The following is a 23643-nucleotide window of genomic DNA, read 5'->3' as shown; positions in this document are numbered from 1 at the left end:
GCGCCTCCCTACTTGTACATGGTCTGGTTCATGGTTCCGGGGGCGTACGCGTCCGGGTCCACCCAGACGTTGATCAGCGACGGCTTGCCGGACTCCCGGGCGCGGCGCAGTGCCGGGCCGATGTCCGCCGGGTCGCGGACCTCCTCGCCGTGGCCGCCGAGCATCCGCGCGAACTGGTCGTACGGCACATCGCCGAGGGTGTTGCCGACCCGCTCCCGCTCCTCGCCGTACTTGGCCTTCTGGCCGTAACGGATCTGGTTCATCGAGGAGTTGTTGCCGACGATGCCGACGAACGGCAGGTCGAAGCGGACCAGCGTCTCGAAGTCCCAGCCGGTCAGGGAGAACGCGCCGTCGCCGAAGAGCGCCACCACCTCCTTGTCGGGGCGGGCCTGCTTGGCGGCCATCACGAACGGAACGCCGACGCCGAGCGTCCCCAGCGGGCCCGGGTCCATCCAGTGGCCGGGCGACTTGGGCTGGATCACCTGGCCGGAGAAGGTGACGATGTCGCCGCCGTCGCCGATGTAGATCGAGTCCTCGGTGAGGAAGTCGTTGATCTCGCTGACCAGGCGGTAGGGGTGGATGGGGGAGGCGTCGGACCGGAGGTTGGGCAGCCGCTTCTCGATCGCCTTCTGCTCGGCGGCGCGCAGCTCGTCCAGCCACTCCTTGCGCTTGCTCGCCCCGCCGTTGATGGAGCCGGAAGCGGCCTGGGTGACGGCGGAGAGGATCAGCCCCGCGTCGCCCACGATGCCGAGGTCGATGTCCCGGTTCTTGCCGACCGTGCGGTAGTCGAGGTCGATCTGGACGACGGTGGCATCGGGGGAGAGCCGCTTGCCGTAGCCCATCCGGAAGTCGAAGGGCGTGCCGACGATGACGATGAGGTCGGCGTTGGAGAACGCGTAGCGGCGGGAGAGCTGGAAGTGGTGCGGATCGCCGGGTGGCAGGGTGCCGCGCCCCGCGCCGTTCATATACGCGGGCACATTGAGCGTACGCACCAGCTCGGTGGCCGAGTCGGTGGCGCGGGTGGTCCACACCTGACTGCCCAGCAGGATCGCCGGCTTCTCGGCCTGGACCAGCAGATCGGCCAGCTTCTGGACGGACTCGGGGTCGCCGGCGTTGCGGGTGGAGGCGCGGTAGTGCCCGGCCTGCGGGACGCGGGCCTTGTCCACCGGCACCTTGGCGTCCAGCACATCGCGCGGGATCTCCAGGAAGGAGGGCCCGGGGGCGCCGTGGAAGCACTCGCGGAAGGCCATGGAGACCATGTCGGCGGCGCGGGCGGTGTCCGGGACGGTGGCGGCGAACTTGGTGATCGGCGCCATCATGTCGACGTGCGGAAGGTCTTGGAGGGAGCCCATCTTGTGCTGGTTGTGGGCGCCCTGGCCGCCGATGAGCAGCATGGGTGACTCGGCGCGGAAGGCGTTGGCGACACCGGTGACCGCGTCGGTGGTGCCGGGGCCCGCGGTGACGACGGCGCAGCCGGGCTTGCCGGTGATCCGGGCGTAGCCGTCGGCGGCGTGGGCGGCGACCTGTTCGTGGCGCACATCGATGACATCGATGCCCTCGTCGACGCAGCCGTCGTAGATGTCGATGATGTGGCCGCCGCAGAGGGTGTAGATGACCTCGACGCCTTCTGCCTTGAGTGCTTTGGCGACCAAGTGCCCGCCGGAGATGAGGTCCTGGCTGTCGTCGGGCATGGCGAATCGCGTCCCTTCGTAGGGGTTCGGTGCTGCCTCGCGGATGGATCGCTGGATTGCGCATCGCTGGATTGCATACAGTCGACGTTATCCTGTATGAACTTTGTTATCCCACCATCGGCCGAGCGATGTCCAGGGGGCGTGCGCCACTCGTTCCATCCAGTGCTGGATCAAGCGCTGTTGACGGGCCATCAGGGAGCACAGGGAGCTGGCAATGGACCTGTACGAACATCAGGCACGGGAACTCCTCCATGACAACGGTGTCTTGGTGCCCAGGGCGGAGGTCGTGGACACGGCCGAAGCCGCCCGCGCGGCCGCCGAACGGCTCGGCGGACGCGTCGTCATCAAGGCCCAGGTGAAGACCGGCGGCCGGGGCAAGGCGGGCGGGGTGAAGCTCGCCGACGACCCGGCCGCGGCCGAGCTGACCGCACGCCGGATCCTCGGCATGGACATCAAGGGCCACACCGTCCACCGGGTGATGGTCGCCGAACCCGTCGAGATGGCACGGGAGATGTACCTCGGCTTCACCCTGGACCGGGCCGCGGGCCGCTTCCTCGCCATCGTCTCCGCCGAGGGCGGTATGGAGATCGAGGAGGTCGCGGCGCGCCGCCCCGAGGCGGTGGCCCGGATCGCCGTCGACCCGGCCGAGGGGGTGACCGAGGCGAAGGCCGCCGAGATCGCCGTCGCCGGGGGACTGCCGCGCGAGACGATCGGGACCATCCGCCGGCTGTGGACCGTCCTGACCGCGCACGACGCCCTCCTCGTCGAGGTCAATCCGCTGGTGGTGACCCGCGACGGCGCGATCGTGGCCCTGGACGGAAAGGTCACCCTGGACGACAACGCCCGCTTCCGGCAGCCGTCATGGGACGCCGCCGACGACCGTGCCCGGGACCCGCTGGAGGCCCGGGCCGCGGCCGCCGGGCTCGGCTACGTCAAGCTCGACGGCCGGGTGGGCGTCATCGGCAACGGCGCGGGCCTGGTGATGTCCACCCTGGACGTCGTCGCGGGCTGCGGCGCCCGCCCCGCCGACTTCCTCGACATCGGCGGCGGCGCCTCGGCCCAGGTGATGGCCGACGGTCTCTCCCTCGTCCTCGACGACCCGGATGTGCGCTCCGTCCTGGTCAATGTCTTCGGTGGCATCACCGCCTGCGACGCGGTGGCCGACGGCATCGTGCGCGCCCTGGGCGCCGTGACCCTCACCAAACCGCTCGTGGTCCGGCTGGACGGCAACAACGCCGCACGTGGCCGGGCCATCCTTGGCCAATTGGCTCATCCACTCGTCCACCAGGCCGACACCATGGACGGCGCCGCCGCGCGCGCCGCCGAACTCGCCGCGTAGGGGGCGCACATCATGGCCATCTTCCTCACCAAGGACAGCAAGGTCATCGTCCAGGGCATGACCGGCGCGGAAGGCATGAAGCACACCCGGCGGATGCTCGCCGCGGGCACCGATGTCGTCGGCGGTGTCAATCCGCGCAAGGCCGGGACCCGGGTCGACATCGACGGCCGTACGGTGCCCGTCTTCGGCTCCGTACGCGACGCCGTGGACACCACCGGCGCCGATGTGAGCGTCCTCTTCGTCCCGCCGCCGCACGCCAAGGCCGCCGTCACCGAGGCCGCCGACGCCCGGATCCCGCTCGCCGTCGTCATCACCGAGGGCATCCCGGTGCATGACGCGGTCGCCTTCCAGGCGTACGCCCGGGCCCGCGCCACCAGGGTCATCGGCCCGAACTGCCCCGGACTGATCTCCCCGGGCCAGTCCAACGCCGGGATCATCCCCGCCGACATCACCAAACCGGGCCGGATCGGGCTGGTGTCCAAGTCCGGCACCCTCACCTACCAACTGATGTACGAGCTGCGCGACATCGGCTTCTCCACCTGTGTGGGCATCGGCGGCGACCCGGTCATCGGCACCACCCACATCGACGCCCTCGCCGCCTTCGAAGCCGACTCCGAAACGGACCTCATCGTGATGATCGGCGAGATCGGCGGCGACGCGGAGGAGCGGGCCGCGCGGTACGTCGCCGATCACGTCACCAAGCCGGTCGTCGGCTACATCGCGGGCTTCACCGCCCCCGAGGGCAGGACGATGGGCCACGCGGGCGCCATCGTCTCCGGCTCCTCGGGCACCGCGGCGGCCAAGAAGGCGGCGCTGGAGGCGGCGGGCGTCAGCGTCGGAGCGACCCCCACCGAGACCGCCGGGCTGGTATTGGCCCTTCTGGCCGAAACACCCGGCAACCTCGCGTGATGTGAGCCATACCCGGCCCGCCACCGGGTCACGGTCACGCTCCGTGCCACTACCTTGCTCCCCGTACGCACACCCATGCCGTACGGGCGTCGTACGCACACCCATGCCGTACGGCGTCGCCGCCGTACGGCCCGCCACATCCCGCCCCGCCTGTGCAACGAGAGCGGAGATCACCGATGGCACCCACCCTCACCCTCAAGCCCGGAACCGCCTGGGGCGACGCCTGGCAGCGCTGCCTGGCCGTCGCCCCCGAGGCGTTCCAGGACGACCGAGTCCTCAACCTCTGGGACGGCACCTGGCACCGCGACGGCCGGGCCCTCCCCGCCACCACCCCCGTGGACGGCACCCCCATCGCGGGCCCGCCACGGCTCGACGCCACCACCGCCCACCAGGCCGTACGCGCCTCCCTCGACCAGCACCGCGGCTGGCGCCACATCGCCCTCCCGGAGCGCCGGGCGCGGGTGTCCGCCACCCTCGACGCGCTCTGTGAACACCGCGAGCTGCTCGCCCTGCTCCTGGTCTGGGAGATCGGCAAGCCCTGGCGGCTGGCCCAGGCCGATGTGGACCGGGCCATCGACGGCGTCCGCTGGTACGTCGACGAGATCGACCGCATGGCCGAGGGCCGCACCCCGCTGCCCGGCCCGGTCTCCAACATCGCCAGCTGGAACTACCCGATGAGCGTCCTCGCCCACGCCATGCTCGTCCAGGCGCTGGCCGGCAACGCCGTCATCGCCAAGACGCCCACCGACGGCGGGCTGGCCTGCCTCACCCTGGCCTGCGCGCTCGCCGCCCGCGAGGGCATCCCGGTCACCCTCCTCAGCGGCAGCGGCGGAGAGCTCTCCGAGGCCCTGGTCCGCTCGCCCGAGATCGGCTGCGTCTCCTTCGTCGGCGGCCGCGACACCGGCGCCCGGGTCGCCACCGCCGTCGCCGACCTCGGCAAGCGCCACATCCTCGAACAGGAGGGGCTCAACGCCTGGGGCATCTGGAACTTCACCGACTGGGACGCCCTCGCCCCGCTGATCCGCAAGACCTTCGACTACGGCAAGCAGCGCTGCACCGCCTATCCGCGCTTCGTCGTCCAGCGCTCGTCCTTCGACGCCTTCCTCTCCGTCTACCTGCCCGCGGTGCGCTCGATCCGCGTCGGCCACCCCCTGGCGGTGGAACCCCCCTCCGACCACCTCCCCGACCTGGACTTCGGCCCCCTGATCAACGCGGCCAAGGCCAAGGAGCTCGCCGACCAGGTGGCCGAGGCCATCGACCGCGGCGCCGTCCCCCTCCACCGCGGCGACCTCGCCGAAGGCCACTTCCTCCCCGGCCAGGACCTCTCCGCCTACACCGCCCCCGTCACCCTCCTCAACCCGCCCTCGACCTCCCCGCTCCACCACGCCGAACCCTTCGGCCCGGTCGACACCCTCGTCCTGGTCGACACCGAGGCCGAACTGCTCGCCGCCATGAACGCCAGCAACGGCGCCCTCGTCGCCACCCTCTCCTGCGACGACCCCGCCACCTACGACCGCCTCGCCCCCCAGATCCGCGCGTTCAAGACCGGCCACGGCAAGCCCCGCTCCCGCGGCGACCGCGACGAGCTCTTCGGCGGCTTCGGCGCCTCCTGGCGCGGCGCCTTCGTCGGCGGCGACCTCCTGGTCCGCGCCGTAACAGAGGGCCCGGCCCCCGAACGCCTCCCCGGCAACTTCCCCGACTACCACCTGATGCCCGACTGACCACCCTCCGTGCCAACCCCCGCTTCCCCCCAGGTCGGCGCGGGGGTGGGCGCCCGGCATACGCAGGTGAAACGCACTCCGAAACCTTGGTATCGTGGTCCATGTCGCCGCGGCCGAGCCGCGGAGCACACCTGGTCCGGGTGGCGGAATGGCAGACGCGCTAGCTTGAGGTGCTAGTGCCCTTTATCGGGCGTGGGGGTTCAAGTCCCCCCTCGGACACGTTCACTATGCACGTAGTCGGTGCGGGCCGGGTTTCCGCCAGCACCGTTTGCGTTTCATGGTCGTAGGTCAGGTGCAGTCCGAGCTGCCGGTAGACCTCGGCCTTGTCGGCGGGGTCGGCCTGACGGAGCACGGACAGCAGTCCGCCGAGAGCATCGACCAGGCCCCGGATCTCGTCCCGGCTCATCCGGTGACGGCGGCCGCGCCCGTTCTCGATCCGGGCCAGATTGGCTTCGGCTGTCACGCGCTGGGCCTGGACCTCACGGCTCCAGGCGGCGACCAGGGCGGGGGTCCGCTCCCGCCTCCAGCGCGGCGCGGTGGCGGGCGAGCTTGCGGTCGTACTCCTCCAGGTCCCTGCGCGCTGCCCCCACCCGGGCGTCGGTGTCGGTTTGCGCTTCCTCCATCACGGTGAGGGAGTGCTCGATGCGCTGCGGGGCGAAGGCATCGGCCAGCCAGGCGTCCAGCGGCTCCAGGACGGCGTCCTCGCGCACGTAAAAGGTCAGCATCTAATGGTTCAACTGCCTACCGGCATAACCAGTCGCGGGCACCAACGGAAGACCCAGCACCGCTCCTACCGGCGCTGATAACGCACTCGGTCCTTCCCGGCTACAGGGAGATCGAATGGGAATGCGAAGTGGAGAAGGGGTTGGTATGGCTACTGGCGATGCGGTCGAACTTCAGCGGATGAGCATCAGGCGTGCGGCCACTGTCTAAAACGCGATTCGTTCCGACTACTCGCTGTGCCTCAAGAGCCTTCCGGCATCCTCTGCCAGGTAGACGGAGGCAAGGCGCTGGGGATGCCACATGACGATCTGTGTTGTGCCGGACCCGTACCAGCCCGGTCCGCCGAACGCTGCCATCAAGCCGGATTCTTGCCACTGCTCGATTCGGCTGCGGTCGTCCTGACTCACCGAATACGGCGAGGACGTGATCGCGGTCGGCAGTCCGTCCTTGAGCCAGAAAATGGGGTGATCAAGCCAGCTCGCATCGTCGCGAGGGGCAGAACCATACATCCCGCACGCGTCGGGTTCACACTGCCTACTGGCATTGCGCAACAGCCACCGCGGGCAGCACCCGCTCTCGCTGCTTCGCAGACCGTGGTCTTCGGCCCATTCGACGATGACCTGTTGAGCTACGCGAGCGTGGGCAGCTGCCTTCTCATACTGCTCCTCGCTGAGCCCGCTGCGTCGCCGGTTCGGGGTAGCGAGTCCGTAAGGCCACAAGATCTCGCCTTGCTGCTTCTTGAAGATCTTCGACGCCCGCATTTCCAATTCGCGGCTCAATTCTGCCTCCTGGGGTCGGCGAACAGGTCATGACCGTCGTGTCGCCCGGTGAGGGGCTACGGCTGGACTACCCAGAACAGAAGCCATCGTACGCTCGGCGACAGGGCACGGCGGTGGCTCTGTCCTTCTTTCATGCTGTCCATTCGCTTACATGAGCACAAGTTGTTGGACCGTGTGTCCCGTGTTGCTGCGGCAGCGTGTCTCGCTACATCCGGTCCCGGCGCCGGAGCGAGCAGTGGGCTCTCGCCGAGCGGGAAGCCCGCTCGTTGCGGCTTATGACTCCAGCCTTGAGATAGACCACCTCGTGCGCAGCGAGCGCCATGAGCCCGGCAAGGACCCGAGCTCGTGCCAACTCTGGGAGGGCTGCGACGGCATGAGAGACGGGAAGCGCTCGCAGGGCCGCCCGTCCATCGCGATAGGTCAGAAAGGCGGCGTCGGCGTGGGTGAGGGGGTAGGTCGCCACGATGTGTGTGAAGACCTGTCGGCGGCGCGTCTGGGACCAGTCAACGGCCACCTGCCGATGGACGGGGAGGCTGCTCGGCGACCGAAGGAGAACCTGTTGGGCGGCCTGCTCCGGTGTCTGCCCGTCGCGGACAGGGCCGGAGGGCAGGAGTAGATCGCCGCACAGTTCGGTGAGGAGCAAGTCGGTCCCTACGGGGACGAGAAGGGTCACCGCCGCTATTGGGGGTCGCCAGTTCTCGTATCGGGCTCTGATGGGCCGCGGTCCGGCACGGTCGGCAGTAGAGATCGCGACAGTGGGCGTTGGCTTAGGTGCCATGCCCAAGCTCCGTCACAGAGGCCACGAGCTGGTCGAGGTGCTTGGGGCTGCTGGTGCTGGGGATTGGCGCGACGTGGTCGCCGAGACTGAGTAGCCAGTTGAGGGCTGCGTCGATGCGTCCCTGAGCCGCGAGGGTGCCGGCGTCGAGCGGCCGGTATGGCACGTAAGGGATGGAGAGGTCTCGGCAGACTTCGAGGGCCGAGTCGTGCCGGTCGGTCATGTTGAGCACGTTCTGCACGGCCGCGATGGTGATGTCATTGGAGAGCGTGCGGATGTGTTCGGGCGTGACCTTGGAGAGGCCGATGTGCCTGATCTTGCCCTCGTCCTTGAGGGCTTGGAGGGTGCCGATCTGGTCGGTGATGGGCACCTCGGGGTCGATGCGGTGGAGGTAGCAGAGGTCCAGCCGGTCCGTTCCCAGCCGTCGCAGGCTCGCTTCGACGCACGCCCGGAGGTAGGCGGGATGGCCGTGCGGGGTCCATACGTCGGGGGCAGGGCGCAGTAGGCCGACCTTGGTCGCGATCAGCACGTGCTCGGGGTAGGGGTGCAGGGCGTCGTGGATGAGGTGTTCGACGGTGTGGGGCCCGTAGGCGTCTGCGGTGTCGATGTGGGTGATGCCGTAGGTGTGGACGGCTTGGCGGAGCAGGGTGAGCGCGGTGGCGCGGTCGGTTGGGTCACCCCAGATGCCGGGGCCGGTCAGGCGCATCGTGCCGAAGCCGAGTCGGGAGACGGCCTTCCCGGCGATGGTGATGGTGCCCGCGGGCAGCGTGATGGTCATAGGGCGGCCTCCGGGAGGCAGAGCTGAAGGGCGCGTTCGATGGCGTGGGTCTGGCTTTCGTGGTCGCTGGTGACGCGCTGGTGCCGGATCCCGTCGTCGCTCAAGAGGCCGTGGACGTGGTGGTCCACCAGGAGGCGGTAGCGGTGGTCGTGGTCGTGACTCTGGTCGACGGGTACGTCCGGGTCCAGCACGGTCGCGAGAAGGAGGTCATACTTCGGCGCCTGCGTCGAGGCAAGGAGCCTCAGGCGTTCCCTCTCCAGCCGGTGAACGTGCTCGCCGCGGTGCTCGAGGGCCGCGTGGTAGTACGCGAGGGCGTCGAAGGAGGCGCGGTCGACGAGGACGACGTCGGCGCCTTGTGCTGCGGCGGCGATGTCGTCGGCGATGCCCTGCGTGATGATCCACTCAGTGGAGGCCGCGGTGTGGTGCTGCATTTTCGGCAGGCCGATGGCCGCAGCGCGTTTGGCGAGTCGGCCTGTGCGGGCCACGGTGAACCCGTGGCCGCGCAGTTCCATTTGGATCCGCTTGAGCAGGGTCGTCTTGCCGGTGGAGTGGGTGCCGAGCACGCCGATACGGATGGGTGGCTGGTGGGTCACCACAGGGTGGGGTCCTCTTCTGGCTCGGGGGCGCCCGGCAGGCCGGGCGGCACGGCCGCGGCGACGAGCTGGTCCCAGGTGTCGTAGTGGCGGGCCATGGTGATGAGGAGCTGTGCCGTGGCGTAGGCGTCGTAGGTGGCACGGTGCCGCTGGGCGGGAGCGGCCGTGAGGTCCGGCGCGGTGTGCTTGATCAGGGCGTCGAGGCTGTAGCCGGGCAGGTCCTTGTACGTGGCCTTGGCCAGGCGGAGCGTGTCGAGGACCCCTGCCGGTTCCCACGTCGGCAGGTGTGCCTTGAGCACGCGGTAGTCCGTGTGCGCGTTGTGGGCGCAGATCCACGCCTTACCCAGGAGCCCGTGGACCTGCTCGGCGACCTCCCCCCACCGGGGGGACTGCGCCAGAACTCCGTCGGTCAGGCCGTGGATGCCGCCTACGCGGGAGGTGACGGGCCGGGGCGGGCGGATGAGCCACGCCCCGGCCGTGCTGGTGTCCGGCCCGCCGTCGCGAACGGGTAGGGCGGCCACCTCGACCAGGTCGGGCGGGTTGGCGCCGTTGCCCTCGACGTCCACGACGAACAGGGTGGGCCAGGTGGCGAAGTTCATGGTGCGGGCGTTCCGTTCTCTGTCGGCCAGCCGATGGGGGCGCGGCCGTGCTGGCGGTAGTGGTGAGGCTTCTCGCGGTCGTGGCACTGGTAGCCGAAGCCGTGCTGGAGGTAGTAGCGCGGCGGCTCGTCCAGGCCCTCGACGATGATGGCCCGGTCGGTGATCTCAACGGGCCCGGTCGCGCCAAGGGCTCGGGCGCTTTCGGTGACGTCCGCGAGGTCGGGTTTGTCCCAGGCTGCATGGCACAGTGCGAGCTGCCTTTCCGGACAGATGTTGCACAGCTCACGGATGCCGTAGTGGCCGTTGTAGTCGGCCTCTCCGTGGGCGTAGGCCACGCCGCAGCTCGTCTTGCGGAACAACGCTCCCCACGGGGCGCAGACGTCCTCGAGGGTGCGGAAGGCATCGAGCACCCGCCGCTCGGCCACTTCGGGAAGGATCTTGCGCCGGGCGGTGTCCTCGTACGGCACGGGCAACCCGTACGCCTGGTAGTAGGCGGCGATCTCCTGGCGGAAGAACAGGCCGGTGAAGACCGTGGCGTGCGCGTGACGGGACAGCTCGCGCGCCCGCGCCAGGTGGGCGTCGGAGTCGTTGAGCCCGGGGACGATCGGCCGCCAGTACAGGATGGTGCGGTATCGCTCGGCGTGCTCGTAGAGGGTGCGCAGGCTTTCGGCAGCGATCTGGGAGTCCACCGGCTCGATGGCCTCGTGGTCGATGCCGGAGTGGGTGACCAGCACGGTCAGGCGCAGGTTCTCGAAGCTGTTGAGTACCGCGCAGTCGGCCGGGGAGACGCGCCAGCGGGTGATGACCAGGACATGGTTGGTCAGGCCCCCGTCGTCCAGGTGCCGCAGCACGGTGAACAGGTGTGGTTTGACGGCTGGCAGCATGGGGTCGGTCGCTCGGTTGAGGAGCTGGAGCGGAGTGGTGTGCGGCCGGAAGTACGGGTGCTTAACGAGCGTGGTGACCGCCTCTTCGTCGCTCATCAGCCGACGGGGAATCTTCATCTCGAAGTTGCCGAAGGTGTGGCGGATGCAGTATCCGCAGTCCAGCGGGCAGCCGATGATCCAGTTCAGGGAGAGTCCGGACTTGCGGTACTCGATCACATCCGCCAGTGCGGGCTTCAGCTCCCCGATCTCCTCCCTAGCGATGATCGGTAAGGGGCGTTGCTGGTACGGCTCGCTCATGGTGCCTCCAGTTCGAGGGATTGGGCGTTACGTCTCGACGGATGTGCGCTGGTGCGGGGCAAACGGCGGGGAGAGCAGAGCGCGGTGGCGGGCGCCGTACCAAGTGCCGAAGTCGCGGCGGGCGGCGTCCGGGTCGTCACTGGTGTGTACGAGATTGCGGACCAGGCGTTGCTCGGCCAGCGCTGCCGTCAGGCTGTCGTTGCCGAGGTCGCCGCGGATGGTGCCGGGCTCGGCCCGGGTGGGGTCGAAGTGTCCCAGGAGCTGGCGAAGGCGGTGATGCATGCCCGGTTCTCCATGGGCCAGTGCCACGGTGACGGGGCGGTTGGCGTACTCCGCGTCCAGGCAGGCGGGGATGTCACGGTCGGGGAACCAGTCGGCGTCCACCAGCAAGTCCCAGTAGTGGACATGCGCTTGCCAGGCTTGTGCGGTGAGGTCGAGCCGATCCGACACCGCGACCTGGGCCGCCTCGATCCGGTCCAGAACGGCATCCACCAGGCCCCGCTCAACCGCGTCGGGCTTGCACAGGATGACCGCCCAGCGGGCGAAGTCGATCCCTTCCACTACGCTCCCGCTCGGCGGCTTCCGGCTCACTGCTCGCCGCCGTCCAGGGCGGCAGCGTATGCGGACCAGCGATGGCCGACGAGCCACCGCAGGCCCGGGTCCAGAGCATTGAGGACGTCGGGGTTCACCGCGTCCACGTGGTCGTGCTGGATCTGTCGATAGACCTCGAACAGCAACAGGACCTGTTGCCAGTAGGGATCAAGACCCGATGCCTGGATGTGTGCCGCGCTGTAGTGGGCCTTGTTGGTACGTAGAGCCTCCTCATGCTCAAGGACGTCTGCCACGGTCGCTGCGGTGGTGCTCGTCGGCATCGCCGGGAACGGGAACTGGATCGGTGCGGACCGGGCGACGGCTTCCACGAGGACGCGGTGGACGCGCTCGGCGTTGCGGTCGCAGATGTGGGCCGAGCCGATGAAGTGGGTGTAGGAGCCCATCTCCAGGCCGAGCTGGACGGCTGCGAACTCCTGAAGCATGGTGAAGCTGAAAACATCGGAGAGCAGGCCACAGTCGAGATCGTTGGCTCGCATGTAGCACACCATGTGCAGTCGCCCGTCCCGGACCAACAAGTGCAGCCCGGCGAGGCACGCCATATCCGGGTTGTCACTGATCGCCAGCTCGTCAGCGGCGAAGACGGGAATGTAACCCCGCTTGCTGTCCGACTCGCTGCGGAGCAGCTCCAGGACACGGTCAAAAAGTGACAGCGTGTCGCCGTTGGCCGGGTTGAAGATGGTGTGGCCGTACGCGGACCCGCCTAGATGGAATCCGTCCCGCGAACTGGAGCGCATGGACGGTGCGTAGTAGCCGATCATCTCCAGGTCCCGGCGGCCGGCCAGGTACCAGAGCGCTTCGGCGAAATGGAAGATCGGGTTCACCTTACGCTCGGCCAGGAAGGGCAGTCGCCGACGTGGGTCCGATAAGCGGAAGCTCGCGCCGATCACTTCGCGGGCGTCGTTGCCGCGGGCAGAGATATGGTGATTGTGGTCCTCGGATACCAGCCTCAATAAGGACAGATATGCCTCTTCGAGACCGGGGAGACTGAGAGGTGTGAGCATGACTCTCCTTGGACCGCTCGGGGCCTCGGGATCGGTGTCGACCGGGGCCCCGAGCGGGACCTATTCGACAGACTCTGATGGGGGTGGCGCGCAGGTGAGCGAGCGGGCAGACGGGCGGCTAGGCGGCGGTTCGTCCCGTCAGGTTTTCCAGGTCCACGGCTGTGCAGCCATGCACAGAGACCACCTCGCGGCAGGCGAGTGTCCATCGGAGTCTCGGGTCGTCGTACGCCACGAACGACAGCTTGTGGCCATTGTCACCGGGGAGAGGCTCAAGGGTGTCGGGCGAGTACACGATGCCGACGACACCCCAAGGTGAGGTGTACGCCACGAGCGCCGCCACATACCCCGCGCGCGGGGACGGGCCTTCCAGGACCGCCTCAAGAGCGCACCCATCGCACACCGGGGGTGTGGTGGTCTTCTCCCCCTCGGCAAGCGGCTGCCCAGCTTCCGAGGCAACAAGGAAGAGGTGCCGCCGATCGGGGCGGCCGCCAGCGGTGGGTTTGCCGCAGCCTCGACACAGCAGGTGATTAATGGCTTGCCGCTGACGCAAGGCGTGAACTCGACCGGGCAACGGGGCACCAGCACCGGGCTTGACCGGCACCCTGATCCAAAGAACGCCCCTCCGGCGATCAGCGTTGTCGTACTCGTCCGCGTAGCCGATTTCCGTGCCCACGCGACCGTGTCGAGTCGTGATCGCAGCCGGGCGCGCGTTTTCTCCTGTCCACGGAGCGATGTAGGGCACGCGAATGCCACCCACGAAGTATTGAGGCGGCCGTGGACGCCGAACGCCAACTGGGCTGCCCGGCAACCCGCCTGTGGGACACGGGAACTCGTCCCGGTGCATTTCAGTCCTCTCGAGGTGTTAGGAGTGATGGGCACGTGTTACGCCCGGTGTAGCCGCCGCCCCTCCCTTCCTGGCAGTTGGAGCAGGGGCGGCGGCTTTCCTCACCAAGGGAGGTTCCGGGTTAACGCGGTCCGGGCCGGTAAAGCCCCTCGTTGATTTCCTGTGGACGGTGAATGTCGGGCCACCGGCATCATGGTCCGACCCCCGCCTCGCGGCGCGGGTAGAGACGCAGCCCCTCTTCCAGACAGGAATGAAGGACGGCCGCGCTGGGCAGCTCCAGCGGAGCCCGTTTGGTGAGACGCCACGGCGGAGTGTCCCAACGAGCCCCGCGCGTCGGCGGCAGAGTGATCCGTGCATAAGCACCGGCCATGACCTGCACTCCAGCAAGCGCGGAGACGTGTACCCCGCTGCCGCGCGCAACGAGGAACGTGCCCGTCTCGCCGTACAAGAGGCATGGCAGAATCGCACCTATCCGGTCGAGCCGGACCAGCGCGGCCGTGACGACTTTGCGTGAGGCGGTCACCGCGTCGAACTTGGTACAGGCCGCCAGCAAGACCCTTCTGGGGTTGCGGGCGAAAACATGTTGCACCCTGTCTGCGTCCATCGGCTCCGTGCCGACAAACAGTGTCCACCCGAGCAGCTCTGCATCCGCATATGTGTTCACCAGGGCTTCGCGGCTTCGTGGGGGCCACGCGGAAGTCGTCATCACCAGCTCCCTCAAGGGCTGCCCATCGCTCCTACTCGAAAGGCGCACTCCAAAGCCAGTGATCCGTCCGCCCCGAACGTGACCGCCTGGAAGCTGGTCGCCGACAGGCCGCGGCCGGAAGCCATCCGGGTGGGTTCCGGAGCTCATTGCCGCCCTCTCGGCCAGAGACCTCGCTTCGCATGCGCCATGCGTTCGCGATCTCCCTGACACTGCTCATTGGTAGGGCGCATGCGCGGTCACCACCTGCGTAGCCACTTGATCGCTCACCGCGATTAAGCTGGACCGGGTGTGCGCTGGGTCACTGACTACACATGAACTTACTGTGACCAAGCGGGCAAAAAAACTGACACAGAGTATGAGTTGCACACGCCGAACCACGCGGGAGCACGGCATGGCACCACAGAAGCGATCGGGCTCCAGGAGAGCAACACTGACTCGTGGTCAGGGTTCTCGATCCCGCGCTGCCGGTGGCATCGTCTGCGGTCATCTGCTGAAGATCATCCGTGAGCGCATTCCGCTGACTCAGTCCCGACTGGCCGAGGGACTCGGCATCGACACCACGACCGTCCAGAGCTGGGAATCAGGCCGCCGCTCCCTGACGGCCGTCTCCTCCACGCAATTCCTGCGCTTGAAGCGACACCTGCTAGGACGTGGCGCGGAGGCAACGCTTCTGCCTCTCCTGGATCTCGCAGTCGAGGCCGACGCCGTGATCGAGTATTCGCTCGACCACACACTCGACAGTGACGACATCACCCAGCACCCCCTGCACAGCTGGGTCTTCACCCGAGCATCGACTCACATGATCACCTGGGCCCTGACCGGTGAGCAGCCCACAGCTCTCCCCGAAGCACCGGCCTCGACCCCTCGGCGGCGAGGTCCCACGCCTGACTCGCCACTGCTGCCGGCCCCTGATCGGGAAAGGCTGTTCGCCGATCTCCGCCGCACAGCGGAGATCGCTGATCGGGCCGGGGAGCGTGGCTCGCTTCTGCGCCGGCAGGCGCTCTACCTGTGTGCGTACGACACCAGCGCCGATGCCCACTCCTGGCTTGCTGACATGCAGCAACGCCGTCCAGTGCCACTGCGTCACACATCGTGGACACCAGCCTGGTCCGACGCCAGGTCGGTGGCAACGTCCCTGATCCGCCATGGAGATATCGAGACGCTTCAGGCATTCATCGAGCGGGGCATGGGAGAAGACCCCGGCGAGATGGCCAACCTCAATTACTGGGCGCACTGGCTGGGCCTCGACCCGGTGCCCCGCGCGAGCGACGCCTTCATGAGCGACGTCGACGGTCAGTCCTGGGAGGCCCTCCCGCTCCTGCGCGCCCTTGCCGACCGGCTTGATCCGTCGCTGCGCGCCGTGGACTTGAACATCCACTCGGTGTGGGCGCTGATCCGCTCAAAGCCAGGCGTTCTCTCAGCCGATCTGGCACTGCACCGCGATCTGACCGCCCGAGTCGGTCGCTTGCTCGACAGCGACGTGATCTCTCGACAGGCCAGGCGTGAGTTGGAGAACGTGCATTACGGTCTGAGACTGAGTAGTCGGTGATCCGCTTGAAGGGGACGATCTACATGACTGACGACCAGGCCGACAAGGGGACCGTTGGCTATCTCCTGGAGATGGGCGCCCTCAAGCGGGGGAAGCGCAGCGGTTGGTGGATCGCCGGCGTCAAGGACCCCGAGACCATCGCCGAGCACTCGTTTCGCACCGCGATCATCGGCGCTGTGCTCGCGATGATGGAGGGCGCCGACCCGGCGAAGGTCGCGCTCCTGTGCACGTTCCACGACACCCAGGAGACCCGCGTCGGGGACATCCCCTGGATCGGACGCCGCTACCTCGAAGCCGCGACGAACGAGAAGGTCACCGCCGACCAAGTCTCGAAGGCCCACCCAGCCGTGGCGGAGGGGATCAAGGCCGTGGTCCACGAGTACGAGAACGGCGACTCACTGGAGGTCCTCGTGGCACACGACGCGGACAAGCTCGAATGCATGCTGCAAGGCATGGAGTACCTGGAGCAGGGCTACCGCAACGCCCAGGAATGGGTGGACACCACGCGAGCGAAGCTGAAGACACCTTCAGCCCTGGCGCTCGCTGAAGCAGCTCAGGGCATGTCGTCCGCCGAATGGAAGCACACTTACCTGAGCTGAACGGGCACGGAGGCGCTCGTCCGGCCAACCGCCCATGCAAGCGCGGACATCGTCCCTGAAGTTGCCCGAGCCGTCATGACAGCGCCGCCGTGCCCCGAAGTCGAGAGGCGCAACGGCAAGGTTTTCGAACCGATGTCGCAGGCTGACGGGAATGAGCGCCTTGTGCCAGGGGCTCCGGGGAGTGCGCCAGTGGTGTCAGTTCAGCATCTTCAGCGACGCCACGTAGTACAAATCGGGCTCGTCGAAGCCGTCTTCGAAAATCTGCTCGGCCCATGTCGGGTCCCGCAGCGGCGCGCGGCCGACGACAGAGATTCCCCGTACGCCAATCGTGCCGAAGGGTAGAAACTCGCCAGGAGCATTGGGCAACCCCAGCGGCCGACCACACGCCCGCATCTCGCTGTCGGCGGACGAGATGAGAGTTGAGGCAAGCGAAGGTGAAGGTAGCGAATGCAGGTACCAGCAACCTAGAATCAGACGGTATCCATCTCCTCGAATGAGATGACTGATCGGTCAGCGTCAAAAGCCGAGACCTTCATGGTTGCATTTCGTCCTGGCGGGGCATCGAGGATGCCTCGAACTACTACTGGCCGACGCTCTCCGTGGTAATGGGCCGCCAGCCTGTAAGTTTCTAGATCCAGGTCGAATGTAACGGTCCGCTTTCTACCGTCTATAGCCGTTTCCATCGCCACCTTTCCGCTGGTTTCGTTTGCTTTCAGAGAAAGACGCCGAATCACTCCGTAAAGGACTCGCTCAGACGGTAGATTGGCCTCTTTGAGCTCGGCTTCAACTTCTCCCAGGATACGGATCGAGTCATCAGTGAAGACAATTGAATCTGCTGCATCGTCCGGCACGGGGGCGGCAGGGGCCCAATTGAATTTGACATCGAACTGGGAAACTCCGCCCTTAAAGAGGACATTTAACACTGCACCGCACAACTCACTAGATACACCCTCGTCGACTGAGCTTCGCATCTCATCTCGGCTCGGCGACCGCTCCCGGTTTACCGCCATCTCCGCAAGCGTCTCGAGAGCATGTGAAAGCGTGGTAACGATGCGCCTGTCGTGGTATGAGTCGTCCGATTCGAGGCGCAGTTGAGGCTCCAGGGAAATCCGATCGACCGGATCGCTGAAACGCGCTCTACTGATGATTGGAACGATGTACGACCCTTGCCTGGTCTGCCCCAGTCGCATCCTCCGGGCATGGGCCCGTGCTGCTGGCGGCATGCCCCGACCGTAGGATCCCTGCCTATTAATGGTGGCTGCGGCAGCCGAAACAATCAAACGGTTAGCCGACTCAAAGAGCTGGACGCCCGCGTTGAGAGCGATTGTTCCGTCGGCGATATCGTCGTCCTCAGCCCGAAGGTCAGTGACGTCGACGAACTGGCGGGATATATCGCGAGCGATATCCTCAGGTGGTCTGTTTTCCTTGCGGGCGATCTCTTTGGTGAGCAGCATGAGACTGCGTTCAAAGTCAGGCGCCCCCGACTCTTTTGGCACCATCACTGAAATCCCGGCGTGCTGGCTAGACTCCCAAAGCTCAGCCAGCCGACCCGACGCGGCCCGTTGCCAACCTGATCGACTCAGGTAGCTGACAAGTTCTTCGAATCCAATCTCGGAGGCGATCATCAGGCAGCCTCGTCTTGTATCGGCCCGAAAAGCCTCTCATGAGAATACTTGAACATGACGTCCAAGCCGCTGGAGTCGATCCTTTGAAGCCTGGGCACATGGATGGCCTTTGTCACCTTCCCGGTCGCGGGTGGCTCATCTTGTAGCCTCGCATAGTACCCGGATGCCCTCATGAGAAGAGTTTCAGCATCTATATCGTGCGTAAGCCATTCATCGACATCGCGAGAGACTACTACAAGGCCGAGGTAGCCGGCCGCCATTCGATGTTCGTGCCGGAGGTTATCGTAAGCTCTGATGTCTAAGTCATACGAGTACGTGTCACCACCAGTCAGAAGATAGGCGTCAAAAGAACACTTCATTTGGAACTCTATTAACGAAGTTCCGCGTTTCAAGGTGACATCTACGCTGGCGTTGTCAACATTCCAACTTGCGACCGTCGCACCAGCCTGTGTCGCTACGGCTGCCATGTATGCAAGGCTGATCTGTTCCTGCTGCCAAGAGCCAGGATCCCCCACGCATCCTCCCCACGCACGCCCCCAGTCATCGGATGATAACCGTGCGCTCCCCCTTTGAAACCAGGTAAGAAGGGTCCGCACGAGCAGCGCACAGCAGAGCTGCTGACCAGCCAGTACGAAGACTCGGGGTGGATCATGGCCGGGGTCTTCCTCGTGCTGCGGTTCGGACGTGCGCGGATGGGGTCAGCGGTGGCAGGTGGCCCGCTCTTTGAAAAGGTCGAAGCCACGCCGCATCATCGCGACCGTGCGGTCCGTGGCCCAAAACAGCACCATGGGGGAACTGGTGATCTGCATGAGGTTCACGCGGCCCTGAGCCTCCACGACGCTCCGCTCCAGGATGTTGAGGGTGCCGTAGACATCGCCGTGCGCCAACGAACTGCAACTGCTCCAGACGGCCTCTGCTTGGCTGGCGCCCATAGGCGTTGTGGCTCCCGCCTCGCGCACGATCTCTGAGTACGTTGCGGGCTTGAGGGCCTTCTTGGCACTAGCCGGGTCCGTTCCCGCCTTGACGACGAGGTCCGTCAGTTGCTGCATCCGTACGTCCAGCGCCCGCTTGGGCTGCTGCTGGAGGAGCAAAGCCATGCGGTCGGAGTTCTTATGCTCGCCAGCCTGCATGCACAGGCGTCGTTGTATGCGTACCAGGCGCTGGGCGGGGCTGAGCATCCACACAGCGCGGGCGCTGTTCTCGAAAGCCCCGCGCAGCAGCGAGTACTGTCCGTGAGTGTGGAGCGTGATCGACACCGAGTTGTCCTGCGGGTCGCCCGCGAACGTCGAGCGGAAGCAGTGGAGGTGGTCGACAGCCACGCTCAGAGCGTTCCAAGCGTTGTGGGACACCTGGTAAGGGTCGGTCTTAGCGTCATCCCCGGCGAGTGCACTCCCGGGCTGCACTTGCCACTGCTTGGAGTCGGACTGGGTGAGGCTCTCGTACGGCCGAGCACAGTCCAGCAAGGTCAGGATTCGTTTGAGGAATTCGTCTTCCTCAGTCGATATTGCCATACCTCGATCGTATGAGCGTAGGTCATGCTAGTGCGCGTGATTTACGCATATACTGACCGGCCTAGCGTCGGCCGGGGTCGGGGGACACACATTAGCGGCATTCCGAAACCACAGCTGGTCTTCGTACACGGCATTGGAGATCCGCAGAATCCGGACGAGGAACGGGTTGCTTGGAAGCGGGGTTGGCGGGCGGAGTCCAAGCCGCAGGGTTCGCCTCCGAGATCTCCGCGCTGACCATAGAACTGGACGATGGACTGCTCCTACGCCTACTACGGCGATCTCTTCACCGTCGGTGAGGGCCAGGGCGCCGACGCCCCGGACGCCATCGACGAGAAAGAAGCGGCCATAGTCCTCGGTCTGCTCGCCGAATTCGAGCCTGCTCGGGAACGGATGACCGCCCGCAGGCTCGCTCCCTCCCCTTCTTTGCCGAGTGGGCCAAGGATCAGTCGGATACGTGACGTCTGCAACTGAGATTATCCCGCGACGGCTGGTGTGATCACGGCGTCAACGTCGTCCTGGATAGGTCCGTTCAGCGACTGAGCCCGCGTCTGCTCGGGAAGCTGGTGACCGTGCTGCGGCAAAACGGTGTGGACGCCGCTGGCAAGGGCGGACCGTGGGGGCTACCGCTGGAAGATCGAGTGCTGCTGGTGGTGGCCTACTGGCAACGGAACTTGACAATGCGCCAGCTCGCGCCCTTGTTCGGCGTGTCGAAGTCCGCTGCGGGCCCGCATCATCGACCAGCTTGGGCCGATGTTCGCGCTCCGGCCCCGCAAGCGGTTCAGGAAGGACACCGTTCACGGCTGCCACGAAGACCACCGCACAGCCACGTCGAACCAGGCTCTCCGTGTTAGGACCCGTAGTCTTTCCCGCCACCTATCCCACCACCAGCCTCGTCTGCTGTGCCATGGCATGTGCGTAGTGGTCGTGTCGGTCCTCGGACACTTTTTGATAGCCCACAGGCTTCGCGAGAGTGCTGGTCGAGTGTCATCTCGGCCAGCACTTTGTGTTTCCCGCAGTCGTACGTCAGTCGCAGTCCCAGCTGCCGGTGGATCTCGGCTTTGTTTTCGTCCTCAGCCAGCCTGCCGTACGACATTGGCCACGTCCTTGATCGGGCGGACGAGCCGGGCGATCTCGTCGCAGGACATCCGGGTTTTCACACCCTTCGATGACGCGTGCAGCTCAGCTTCGGCCTATGGCCCGGCGGGCTTGGGTTTCGGTGATCCACTGGGTGACGAGAGTGGGATCGGCGTCTGCTTCGAGGGCAACGCGGTGGGCGGTGAGCTCGACGTCGCGGCCAGAGATTCCCCGGCCCGGCCCCGAGCCGACCAGGGCCCGGCGGGTGGGGGCAGCCGGGAGGGGACTTCGATCCGGGACAGGAGGTGGCTGAGGCTGAGAGCCTGCCGCCCCCGCTGACGGCTCCACACTCAACTCCGCGGCGGCGCGGTGCTCGCCCGTACCACGAATTCCACCGGTGGGAGCTCGGCAGCCTGGAACTCTCCTCCCTCGGTGAGCGAAACCAGCGCCTGTGCGGCGGCGCGCCCCCAGGTCAGCACGTCCTGGCGCACCGTCGTCAGCGGTGGCGCGATGCAGTCGGCCAGCGGGATGTCGTCGAAGCCCACCACCGACAGGTCCTCGGGGACCCGCAGTCCGCGGCTGGTCGCGGCGGTGATCCCGGCGATGGCCATCAGGTCGTTGGCGTACACGATGGCGGTCGGTGGACGGTCCAGGTCCAGCAGCTGATGCGTGGCCCGGGCGCCGGCCGCGCCGGTGAAGTCCGCGGCCACGGGCGGGATCTCGGGCAGGTCGGCATCCGCCAGCGCACCGCGCCAGGCGTCGCACCGGGCCTCGGTGTGCACAAACCCCGCGGCGCCGCAGACGTGTCCGATCCACCGGTGGCCGAGTGAGCGCAGATGGCTGACCGCACGCCGCACCCCGCTGCCGTCGTCGACCCCGAGGGCCGGCACCTGGCCGCCGTGCTGCGGTGGTCCGACGATCAGTGCGCTGATGCCCAGCTCCGTCACGAGTGCCGGTCGCGGGTCGTCGGTGCGCAGATCGGTGAGGAACACGCCGTCGACCCGACCGTCACGGGCCAGCCGCTCATACGCCTGCCGTTCGGTTTCCTCGTCGGGGACGACTTGTAGCACGAGCGCGTAGCCGAGCGGCGCCAGGCCGGTCTCGATGCCGGCGACGAACTGCGGGAAGAACGGGTCGGTACTCAGCAGTTCCGGCGGCCGGCGCATCACCAGGCCGAGGGTCTGGGACCGCTTGGTGGAGAGCGCCCGGGCGCCGGCGTTGGGCTGCCAGCCCAGCTGGTCGATCGCGTCCAGGACCCGCTGGCGCGCCTGCGGGCTGACCCCGGGGCGGTCGTTGATGACGAAGGAGACCGTCGCCTTGGAGACCTGAGCCAGCGCGGCGACATCACCGATCGTCGGCCGACTGCCCCCGCCCCGGCGTGACGGCGGAGGCATCGCCTGGCGGGAACCGCCCGCCGATCCACCCGCTTTGCCCTGGTCCCGCACCATACCGCCTCGCCTTCCAATGATTCGGGACGTACGGCTCCTGGGTGGGACAGTTCTGCGCCACCCAGGTTACCGAAACGTTTCGCACCCGTCCTTGACGCTTAGATATTAAACCGGTTTGATGACGCTCGTAACCCCGCGGTGATCATTCTGGCGGGGCGGGTCGGCGGCGATGGGGGGAGAGTCGCTTCGGACCCTCATCCACCCGCATGGAAGGGAGTTGGGCACAATGAGGCGTTTTCCGCGCGTTGGGGTGCTGGCCGCCGCCGCGGCGCTTGTCCTGCCATTGTCCGCCTGCGGTTCGGGCGACGCCGGCGGCGGCAAGCCGACCTCGGGACCGATCGACATCTGGTACTCGACGAATGAGCAGGAGCAAGCCTGGGCCAAGGCCACAGTTTCTGCCTGGAACGCCGAGCACCCCAAGGAGAAGGTCACCGCCAAGGCGGTGCCGTCGGGCAAGTCCACCGAAGACGTCGTCGGGGCCGCGATCACCGCGGGCAACACCCCGTGCCTCGTCTACAACACCGCTCCGGCGGCGGTCGCCGCATTCCAGAAGCAGGGCGGTCTGGTGAATCTCTCCGACACCTTCGGCGATGCCGAGTCCTTCATCAAGAAGCGCTCCGGCGGTGCCGCGGACGGCTTCCGTTCCCCGGATGGCAAGTTGTATCAAGTGCCGTGGAAAACCAACCCGTTCATGCTCTATTACAACAAGGACGTCTTCAAAAAGGCCGGTCTGGACGCCGAGAATCCGAAGCTGAGCACGTACGACGATGTGCTGGCCGCGGCGAAGAAGATCAAGAGCAGCAAGGCGGCGAAGTTCACCTTGTATCCGCCGGCGACCAGTGACTACACCAATGCGCTGTTCGACTTCTATCCGCTGTACCTGGCCAACTCCGGCGGCAAGCAACTGGTGAAGGACAAGAAGGCCACCTTCACGTCCCGGGCCGGACGGCAGACCCTCGGCTTCTGGCAGCAGATGTATGCCAAGGGCTACTCGTCCCCGGAGGCGTACAGCGGCGACAAGTGGGCGGGCCCGTTCGCCGACGGGGTGGCCGCCATGGGCATCGCCGGGCCGTGGGGCAAGGGACAGTTCGACGGCAAGGTGAAGTACGGCGTGGTGCCGCTGCCCACGGCCGCGGGGATACCGGCAGACAAGACATCGACGTTCGCGGACTCCAAGAACGTCGGCCTGTTCACCTCGTGCAAGCACAAGCAGACCGCCTGGGAATTCACCAAGTTCTCGATGAGCGCGAAGAACGACGCGGCACTGCTGGAGGAGACGGGACAGTTCCCCACCCGCAGTGACGTGGCCGCCGTCGCGGGCGGCTATCTCAAGGACAATCCCTTCTACCAGCCCTTCGCCGACGCGGTGCCGCGGGCGGTGGACGTGCCGAACGTCGCTGGTTCGACCGAGGTGTGGAAGACGTTCCGCACAGCCTGGGAAGACGCGGTGCTGCCCGGGAAGGGCGATGTGAAGTCGACTTTTGACAAGGCCGCGCAGCAGATCGACGACCAGATCGTCGGCTGACGAGGCACACCATGACATCACTCCGTGACAGCCGCGATGGGACTCAGGCCGCAGGTGATCC

22 protein-coding genes, 1 tRNA gene and 1 pseudogene are annotated in these 23643 nt (G+C 66.8%); 9 read left to right on the top strand and 15 right to left on the bottom strand.

All coding sequences use genetic code 11. The annotated features are described in order from the left end of the window. Window positions 1-8: 8 nt before the first annotated feature. Window positions 9-1691 carry a thiamine pyrophosphate-binding protein gene (locus tag ABD329_RS37095; RefSeq protein WP_198278999.1) on the bottom strand — a complete coding sequence of 561 codons (1683 nt, stop codon included), beginning with the start codon at window positions 1689-1691 and terminating at the stop codon, window positions 9-11. Between the two features lie 214 nt (window positions 1692-1905). On the opposite strand from ABD329_RS37095, the gene sucC reads away from it, so the two are divergent. From sucC to ABD329_RS37075, 4 genes are all read left to right on the top strand, one after another. Continuing rightward, the gene (gene sucC, locus ABD329_RS37090; protein ID WP_198279000.1) at window positions 1906-3030 is read left to right on the top strand and encodes an ADP-forming succinate--CoA ligase subunit beta; all 1125 of its coding nucleotides are present in this window, start codon (window positions 1906-1908) and stop codon (window positions 3028-3030) included. Between the two features lie 12 nt (window positions 3031-3042). Further along, a complete protein-coding gene (gene sucD / locus ABD329_RS37085; RefSeq protein ID WP_198279001.1) occupies window positions 3043-3939 on the top strand; it encodes a succinate--CoA ligase subunit alpha in 897 nt (298 codons plus the stop codon). 176 nt (window positions 3940-4115) lie between these two features. Then, entirely contained in the window at window positions 4116-5660 is a 1545-nt protein-coding gene (locus ABD329_RS37080) for an aldehyde dehydrogenase family protein (RefSeq protein WP_344317512.1), read from the top strand. A gap of 134 nt (window positions 5661-5794) precedes the next feature. Then, window positions 5795-5879 (top strand) — tRNA-Leu (locus ABD329_RS37075). Window positions 5880-6139: 260 nt separating this feature from the next. On the opposite strand, the gene ABD329_RS37070 is transcribed toward ABD329_RS37075, so the two are convergent. The 10 genes from ABD329_RS37070 to ABD329_RS37025 form a co-directional block, all read right to left on the bottom strand. Further along, a complete protein-coding gene (locus ABD329_RS37070; RefSeq protein ID WP_198276130.1) occupies window positions 6140-6385 on the bottom strand; it encodes a hypothetical protein in 246 nt (81 codons plus the stop codon). Between the two features lie 225 nt (window positions 6386-6610). Next, complete coding sequence (locus ABD329_RS37065; protein ID WP_198276129.1) at window positions 6611-7162, bottom strand: hypothetical protein; 552 nt, start codon at window positions 7160-7162, stop codon at window positions 6611-6613. Window positions 7163-7929: 767 nt separating this feature from the next. After that, window positions 7930-8715 carry an aldo/keto reductase gene (locus tag ABD329_RS37060; RefSeq protein ID WP_198276128.1) on the bottom strand — a complete coding sequence of 262 codons (786 nt, stop codon included), beginning with the start codon at window positions 8713-8715 and terminating at the stop codon, window positions 7930-7932. Then, window positions 8712-9308 carry an AAA family ATPase gene (locus ABD329_RS37055; RefSeq protein WP_309142661.1) on the bottom strand — a complete coding sequence of 199 codons (597 nt, stop codon included), beginning with the start codon at window positions 9306-9308 and terminating at the stop codon, window positions 8712-8714. Before ABD329_RS37055 ends, ABD329_RS37060 begins: the two co-directional genes overlap by 4 nt. Continuing rightward, window positions 9305-9907 (bottom strand): 3'-5' exonuclease, encoded by a 603-nt coding sequence (locus tag ABD329_RS37050; protein WP_198276126.1) that lies wholly within the window; start codon window positions 9905-9907, stop codon window positions 9305-9307. Before ABD329_RS37050 ends, ABD329_RS37055 begins: the two co-directional genes overlap by 4 nt. After that, window positions 9904-11088: a radical SAM protein gene (locus tag ABD329_RS37045; RefSeq protein WP_198276125.1), complete on the bottom strand. Its 1185-nt coding sequence runs from the start codon at window positions 11086-11088 to the stop codon at window positions 9904-9906. The genes ABD329_RS37050 and ABD329_RS37045 overlap by 4 nt, the downstream gene beginning before the upstream one ends. A 27-nt stretch (window positions 11089-11115) precedes the next feature. Beyond that, entirely contained in the window at window positions 11116-11649 is a 534-nt protein-coding gene (locus ABD329_RS37040) for a nucleoside-diphosphate kinase (RefSeq protein WP_309142660.1), read from the bottom strand. 26 nt (window positions 11650-11675) lie between these two features. After that, window positions 11676-12701 carry a thymidylate synthase gene (locus tag ABD329_RS37035; RefSeq protein WP_198276123.1) on the bottom strand — a complete coding sequence of 342 codons (1026 nt, stop codon included), beginning with the start codon at window positions 12699-12701 and terminating at the stop codon, window positions 11676-11678. A 118-nt stretch (window positions 12702-12819) separates the two neighbouring features. Further along, entirely contained in the window at window positions 12820-13374 is a 555-nt protein-coding gene (locus ABD329_RS37030; protein ID WP_198276122.1) for a hypothetical protein, read from the bottom strand. A gap of 361 nt (window positions 13375-13735) precedes the next feature. Next, entirely contained in the window at window positions 13736-14251 is a 516-nt protein-coding gene (locus tag ABD329_RS37025; RefSeq protein WP_198276121.1) for a hypothetical protein, read from the bottom strand. A 391-nt stretch (window positions 14252-14642) separates the two neighbouring features. Between ABD329_RS37025 and ABD329_RS37020 the strand changes: the two genes are divergently transcribed. Both ABD329_RS37020 and ABD329_RS37015 read left to right on the top strand, forming a co-directional pair. Further along, window positions 14643-15800 (top strand): helix-turn-helix domain-containing protein, encoded by a 1158-nt coding sequence (locus tag ABD329_RS37020; RefSeq protein WP_198276120.1) that lies wholly within the window; start codon window positions 14643-14645, stop codon window positions 15798-15800. 23 nt (window positions 15801-15823) lie between these two features. After that, on the top strand, window positions 15824-16399 hold the full coding sequence (locus ABD329_RS37015; protein WP_198276119.1) for an HD domain-containing protein: 576 nt from the start codon (window positions 15824-15826) through the stop codon (window positions 16397-16399). Window positions 16400-16869: 470 nt separating this feature from the next. On the opposite strand, the gene ABD329_RS37010 is transcribed toward ABD329_RS37015, so the two are convergent. The 3 genes from ABD329_RS37010 to ABD329_RS37000 form a co-directional block, all read right to left on the bottom strand. Further along, window positions 16870-17853 (bottom strand): hypothetical protein, encoded by a 984-nt coding sequence (locus tag ABD329_RS37010; protein WP_198276118.1) that lies wholly within the window; start codon window positions 17851-17853, stop codon window positions 16870-16872. A gap of 170 nt (window positions 17854-18023) precedes the next feature. Further along, entirely contained in the window at window positions 18024-18539 is a 516-nt protein-coding gene (locus tag ABD329_RS37005) for a DUF4365 domain-containing protein (RefSeq protein WP_198276117.1), read from the bottom strand. Window positions 18540-18722: 183 nt separating this feature from the next. Beyond that, a complete protein-coding gene (locus ABD329_RS37000; protein ID WP_198276116.1) occupies window positions 18723-19535 on the bottom strand; it encodes a hypothetical protein in 813 nt (270 codons plus the stop codon). Between the two features lie 249 nt (window positions 19536-19784). Between ABD329_RS37000 and ABD329_RS36995 the strand changes: the two genes are divergently transcribed. Beyond that, the gene (locus tag ABD329_RS36995) at window positions 19785-20006 is read left to right on the top strand and encodes a hypothetical protein (protein ID WP_198276115.1); all 222 of its coding nucleotides are present in this window, start codon (window positions 19785-19787) and stop codon (window positions 20004-20006) included. 21 nt (window positions 20007-20027) lie between these two features. Continuing rightward, a pseudogene (locus ABD329_RS36990) lies at window positions 20028-20330 on the top strand (helix-turn-helix domain-containing protein); the annotation flags it as partial. A 629-nt stretch (window positions 20331-20959) separates the two neighbouring features. On the opposite strand, the gene ABD329_RS36985 reads toward ABD329_RS36990, so the two are convergent. Next, on the bottom strand, window positions 20960-22003 hold the full coding sequence (locus ABD329_RS36985; protein ID WP_198276114.1) for a LacI family DNA-binding transcriptional regulator: 1044 nt from the start codon (window positions 22001-22003) through the stop codon (window positions 20960-20962). A 304-nt stretch (window positions 22004-22307) separates the two neighbouring features. On the opposite strand from ABD329_RS36985, the gene ABD329_RS36980 reads away from it, so the two are divergent. Then, complete coding sequence (locus ABD329_RS36980; protein WP_309142659.1) at window positions 22308-23582, top strand: extracellular solute-binding protein; 1275 nt, start codon at window positions 22308-22310, stop codon at window positions 23580-23582. Window positions 23583-23643 lie beyond the last annotated feature (61 nt).

This window comes from Streptomyces javensis (assembly GCF_039525925.1).
GTDB classification, from domain to species: domain Bacteria; phylum Actinomycetota; class Actinomycetes; order Streptomycetales; family Streptomycetaceae; genus Streptomyces; species Streptomyces asiaticus.
This window is presented reverse-complemented; position numbering and strand designations above follow the sequence as displayed.

Excerpts from the sequence above, each read along its gene's own strand:
- ABD329_RS37095 (WP_198278999.1), bottom strand. The coding sequence starts at position 1,691 with ATGCCCGACGACAGCCAGGACCTCATCTCCGGCGGGCACTTGGTCGCC.
- sucC (WP_198279000.1), top strand. The coding sequence starts at position 1,906 with ATGGACCTGTACGAACATCAGGCACGGGAACTCCTCCATGACAACGGT.
- sucD (WP_198279001.1), top strand. The coding sequence starts at position 3,043 with ATGGCCATCTTCCTCACCAAGGACAGCAAGGTCATCGTCCAGGGCATG.
- ABD329_RS37080 (WP_344317512.1), top strand. The coding sequence starts at position 4,116 with ATGGCACCCACCCTCACCCTCAAGCCCGGAACCGCCTGGGGCGACGCC.
- ABD329_RS37070 (WP_198276130.1), bottom strand. The coding sequence starts at position 6,385 with ATGCTGACCTTTTACGTGCGCGAGGACGCCGTCCTGGAGCCGCTGGAC.
- ABD329_RS37060 (WP_198276128.1), bottom strand. The coding sequence starts at position 8,715 with ATGACCATCACGCTGCCCGCGGGCACCATCACCATCGCCGGGAAGGCC.
- ABD329_RS37050 (WP_198276126.1), bottom strand. The coding sequence starts at position 9,907 with ATGAACTTCGCCACCTGGCCCACCCTGTTCGTCGTGGACGTCGAGGGC.
- ABD329_RS37045 (WP_198276125.1), bottom strand. The coding sequence starts at position 11,088 with ATGAGCGAGCCGTACCAGCAACGCCCCTTACCGATCATCGCTAGGGAG.
- ABD329_RS37035 (WP_198276123.1), bottom strand. The coding sequence starts at position 12,701 with ATGCTCACACCTCTCAGTCTCCCCGGTCTCGAAGAGGCATATCTGTCC.
- ABD329_RS37025 (WP_198276121.1), bottom strand. The coding sequence starts at position 14,251 with ATGACGACTTCCGCGTGGCCCCCACGAAGCCGCGAAGCCCTGGTGAAC.
- ABD329_RS37020 (WP_198276120.1), top strand. The coding sequence starts at position 14,643 with ATGGCACCACAGAAGCGATCGGGCTCCAGGAGAGCAACACTGACTCGT.
- ABD329_RS37015 (WP_198276119.1), top strand. The coding sequence starts at position 15,824 with ATGACTGACGACCAGGCCGACAAGGGGACCGTTGGCTATCTCCTGGAG.
- ABD329_RS37010 (WP_198276118.1), bottom strand. The coding sequence starts at position 17,853 with ATGCTGCTCACCAAAGAGATCGCCCGCAAGGAAAACAGACCACCTGAG.
- ABD329_RS37000 (WP_198276116.1), bottom strand. The coding sequence starts at position 19,535 with ATGGCAATATCGACTGAGGAAGACGAATTCCTCAAACGAATCCTGACC.
- ABD329_RS36995 (WP_198276115.1), top strand. The coding sequence starts at position 19,785 with ATGGACTGCTCCTACGCCTACTACGGCGATCTCTTCACCGTCGGTGAG.
- ABD329_RS36985 (WP_198276114.1), bottom strand. The coding sequence starts at position 22,003 with ATGCCTCCGCCGTCACGCCGGGGCGGGGGCAGTCGGCCGACGATCGGT.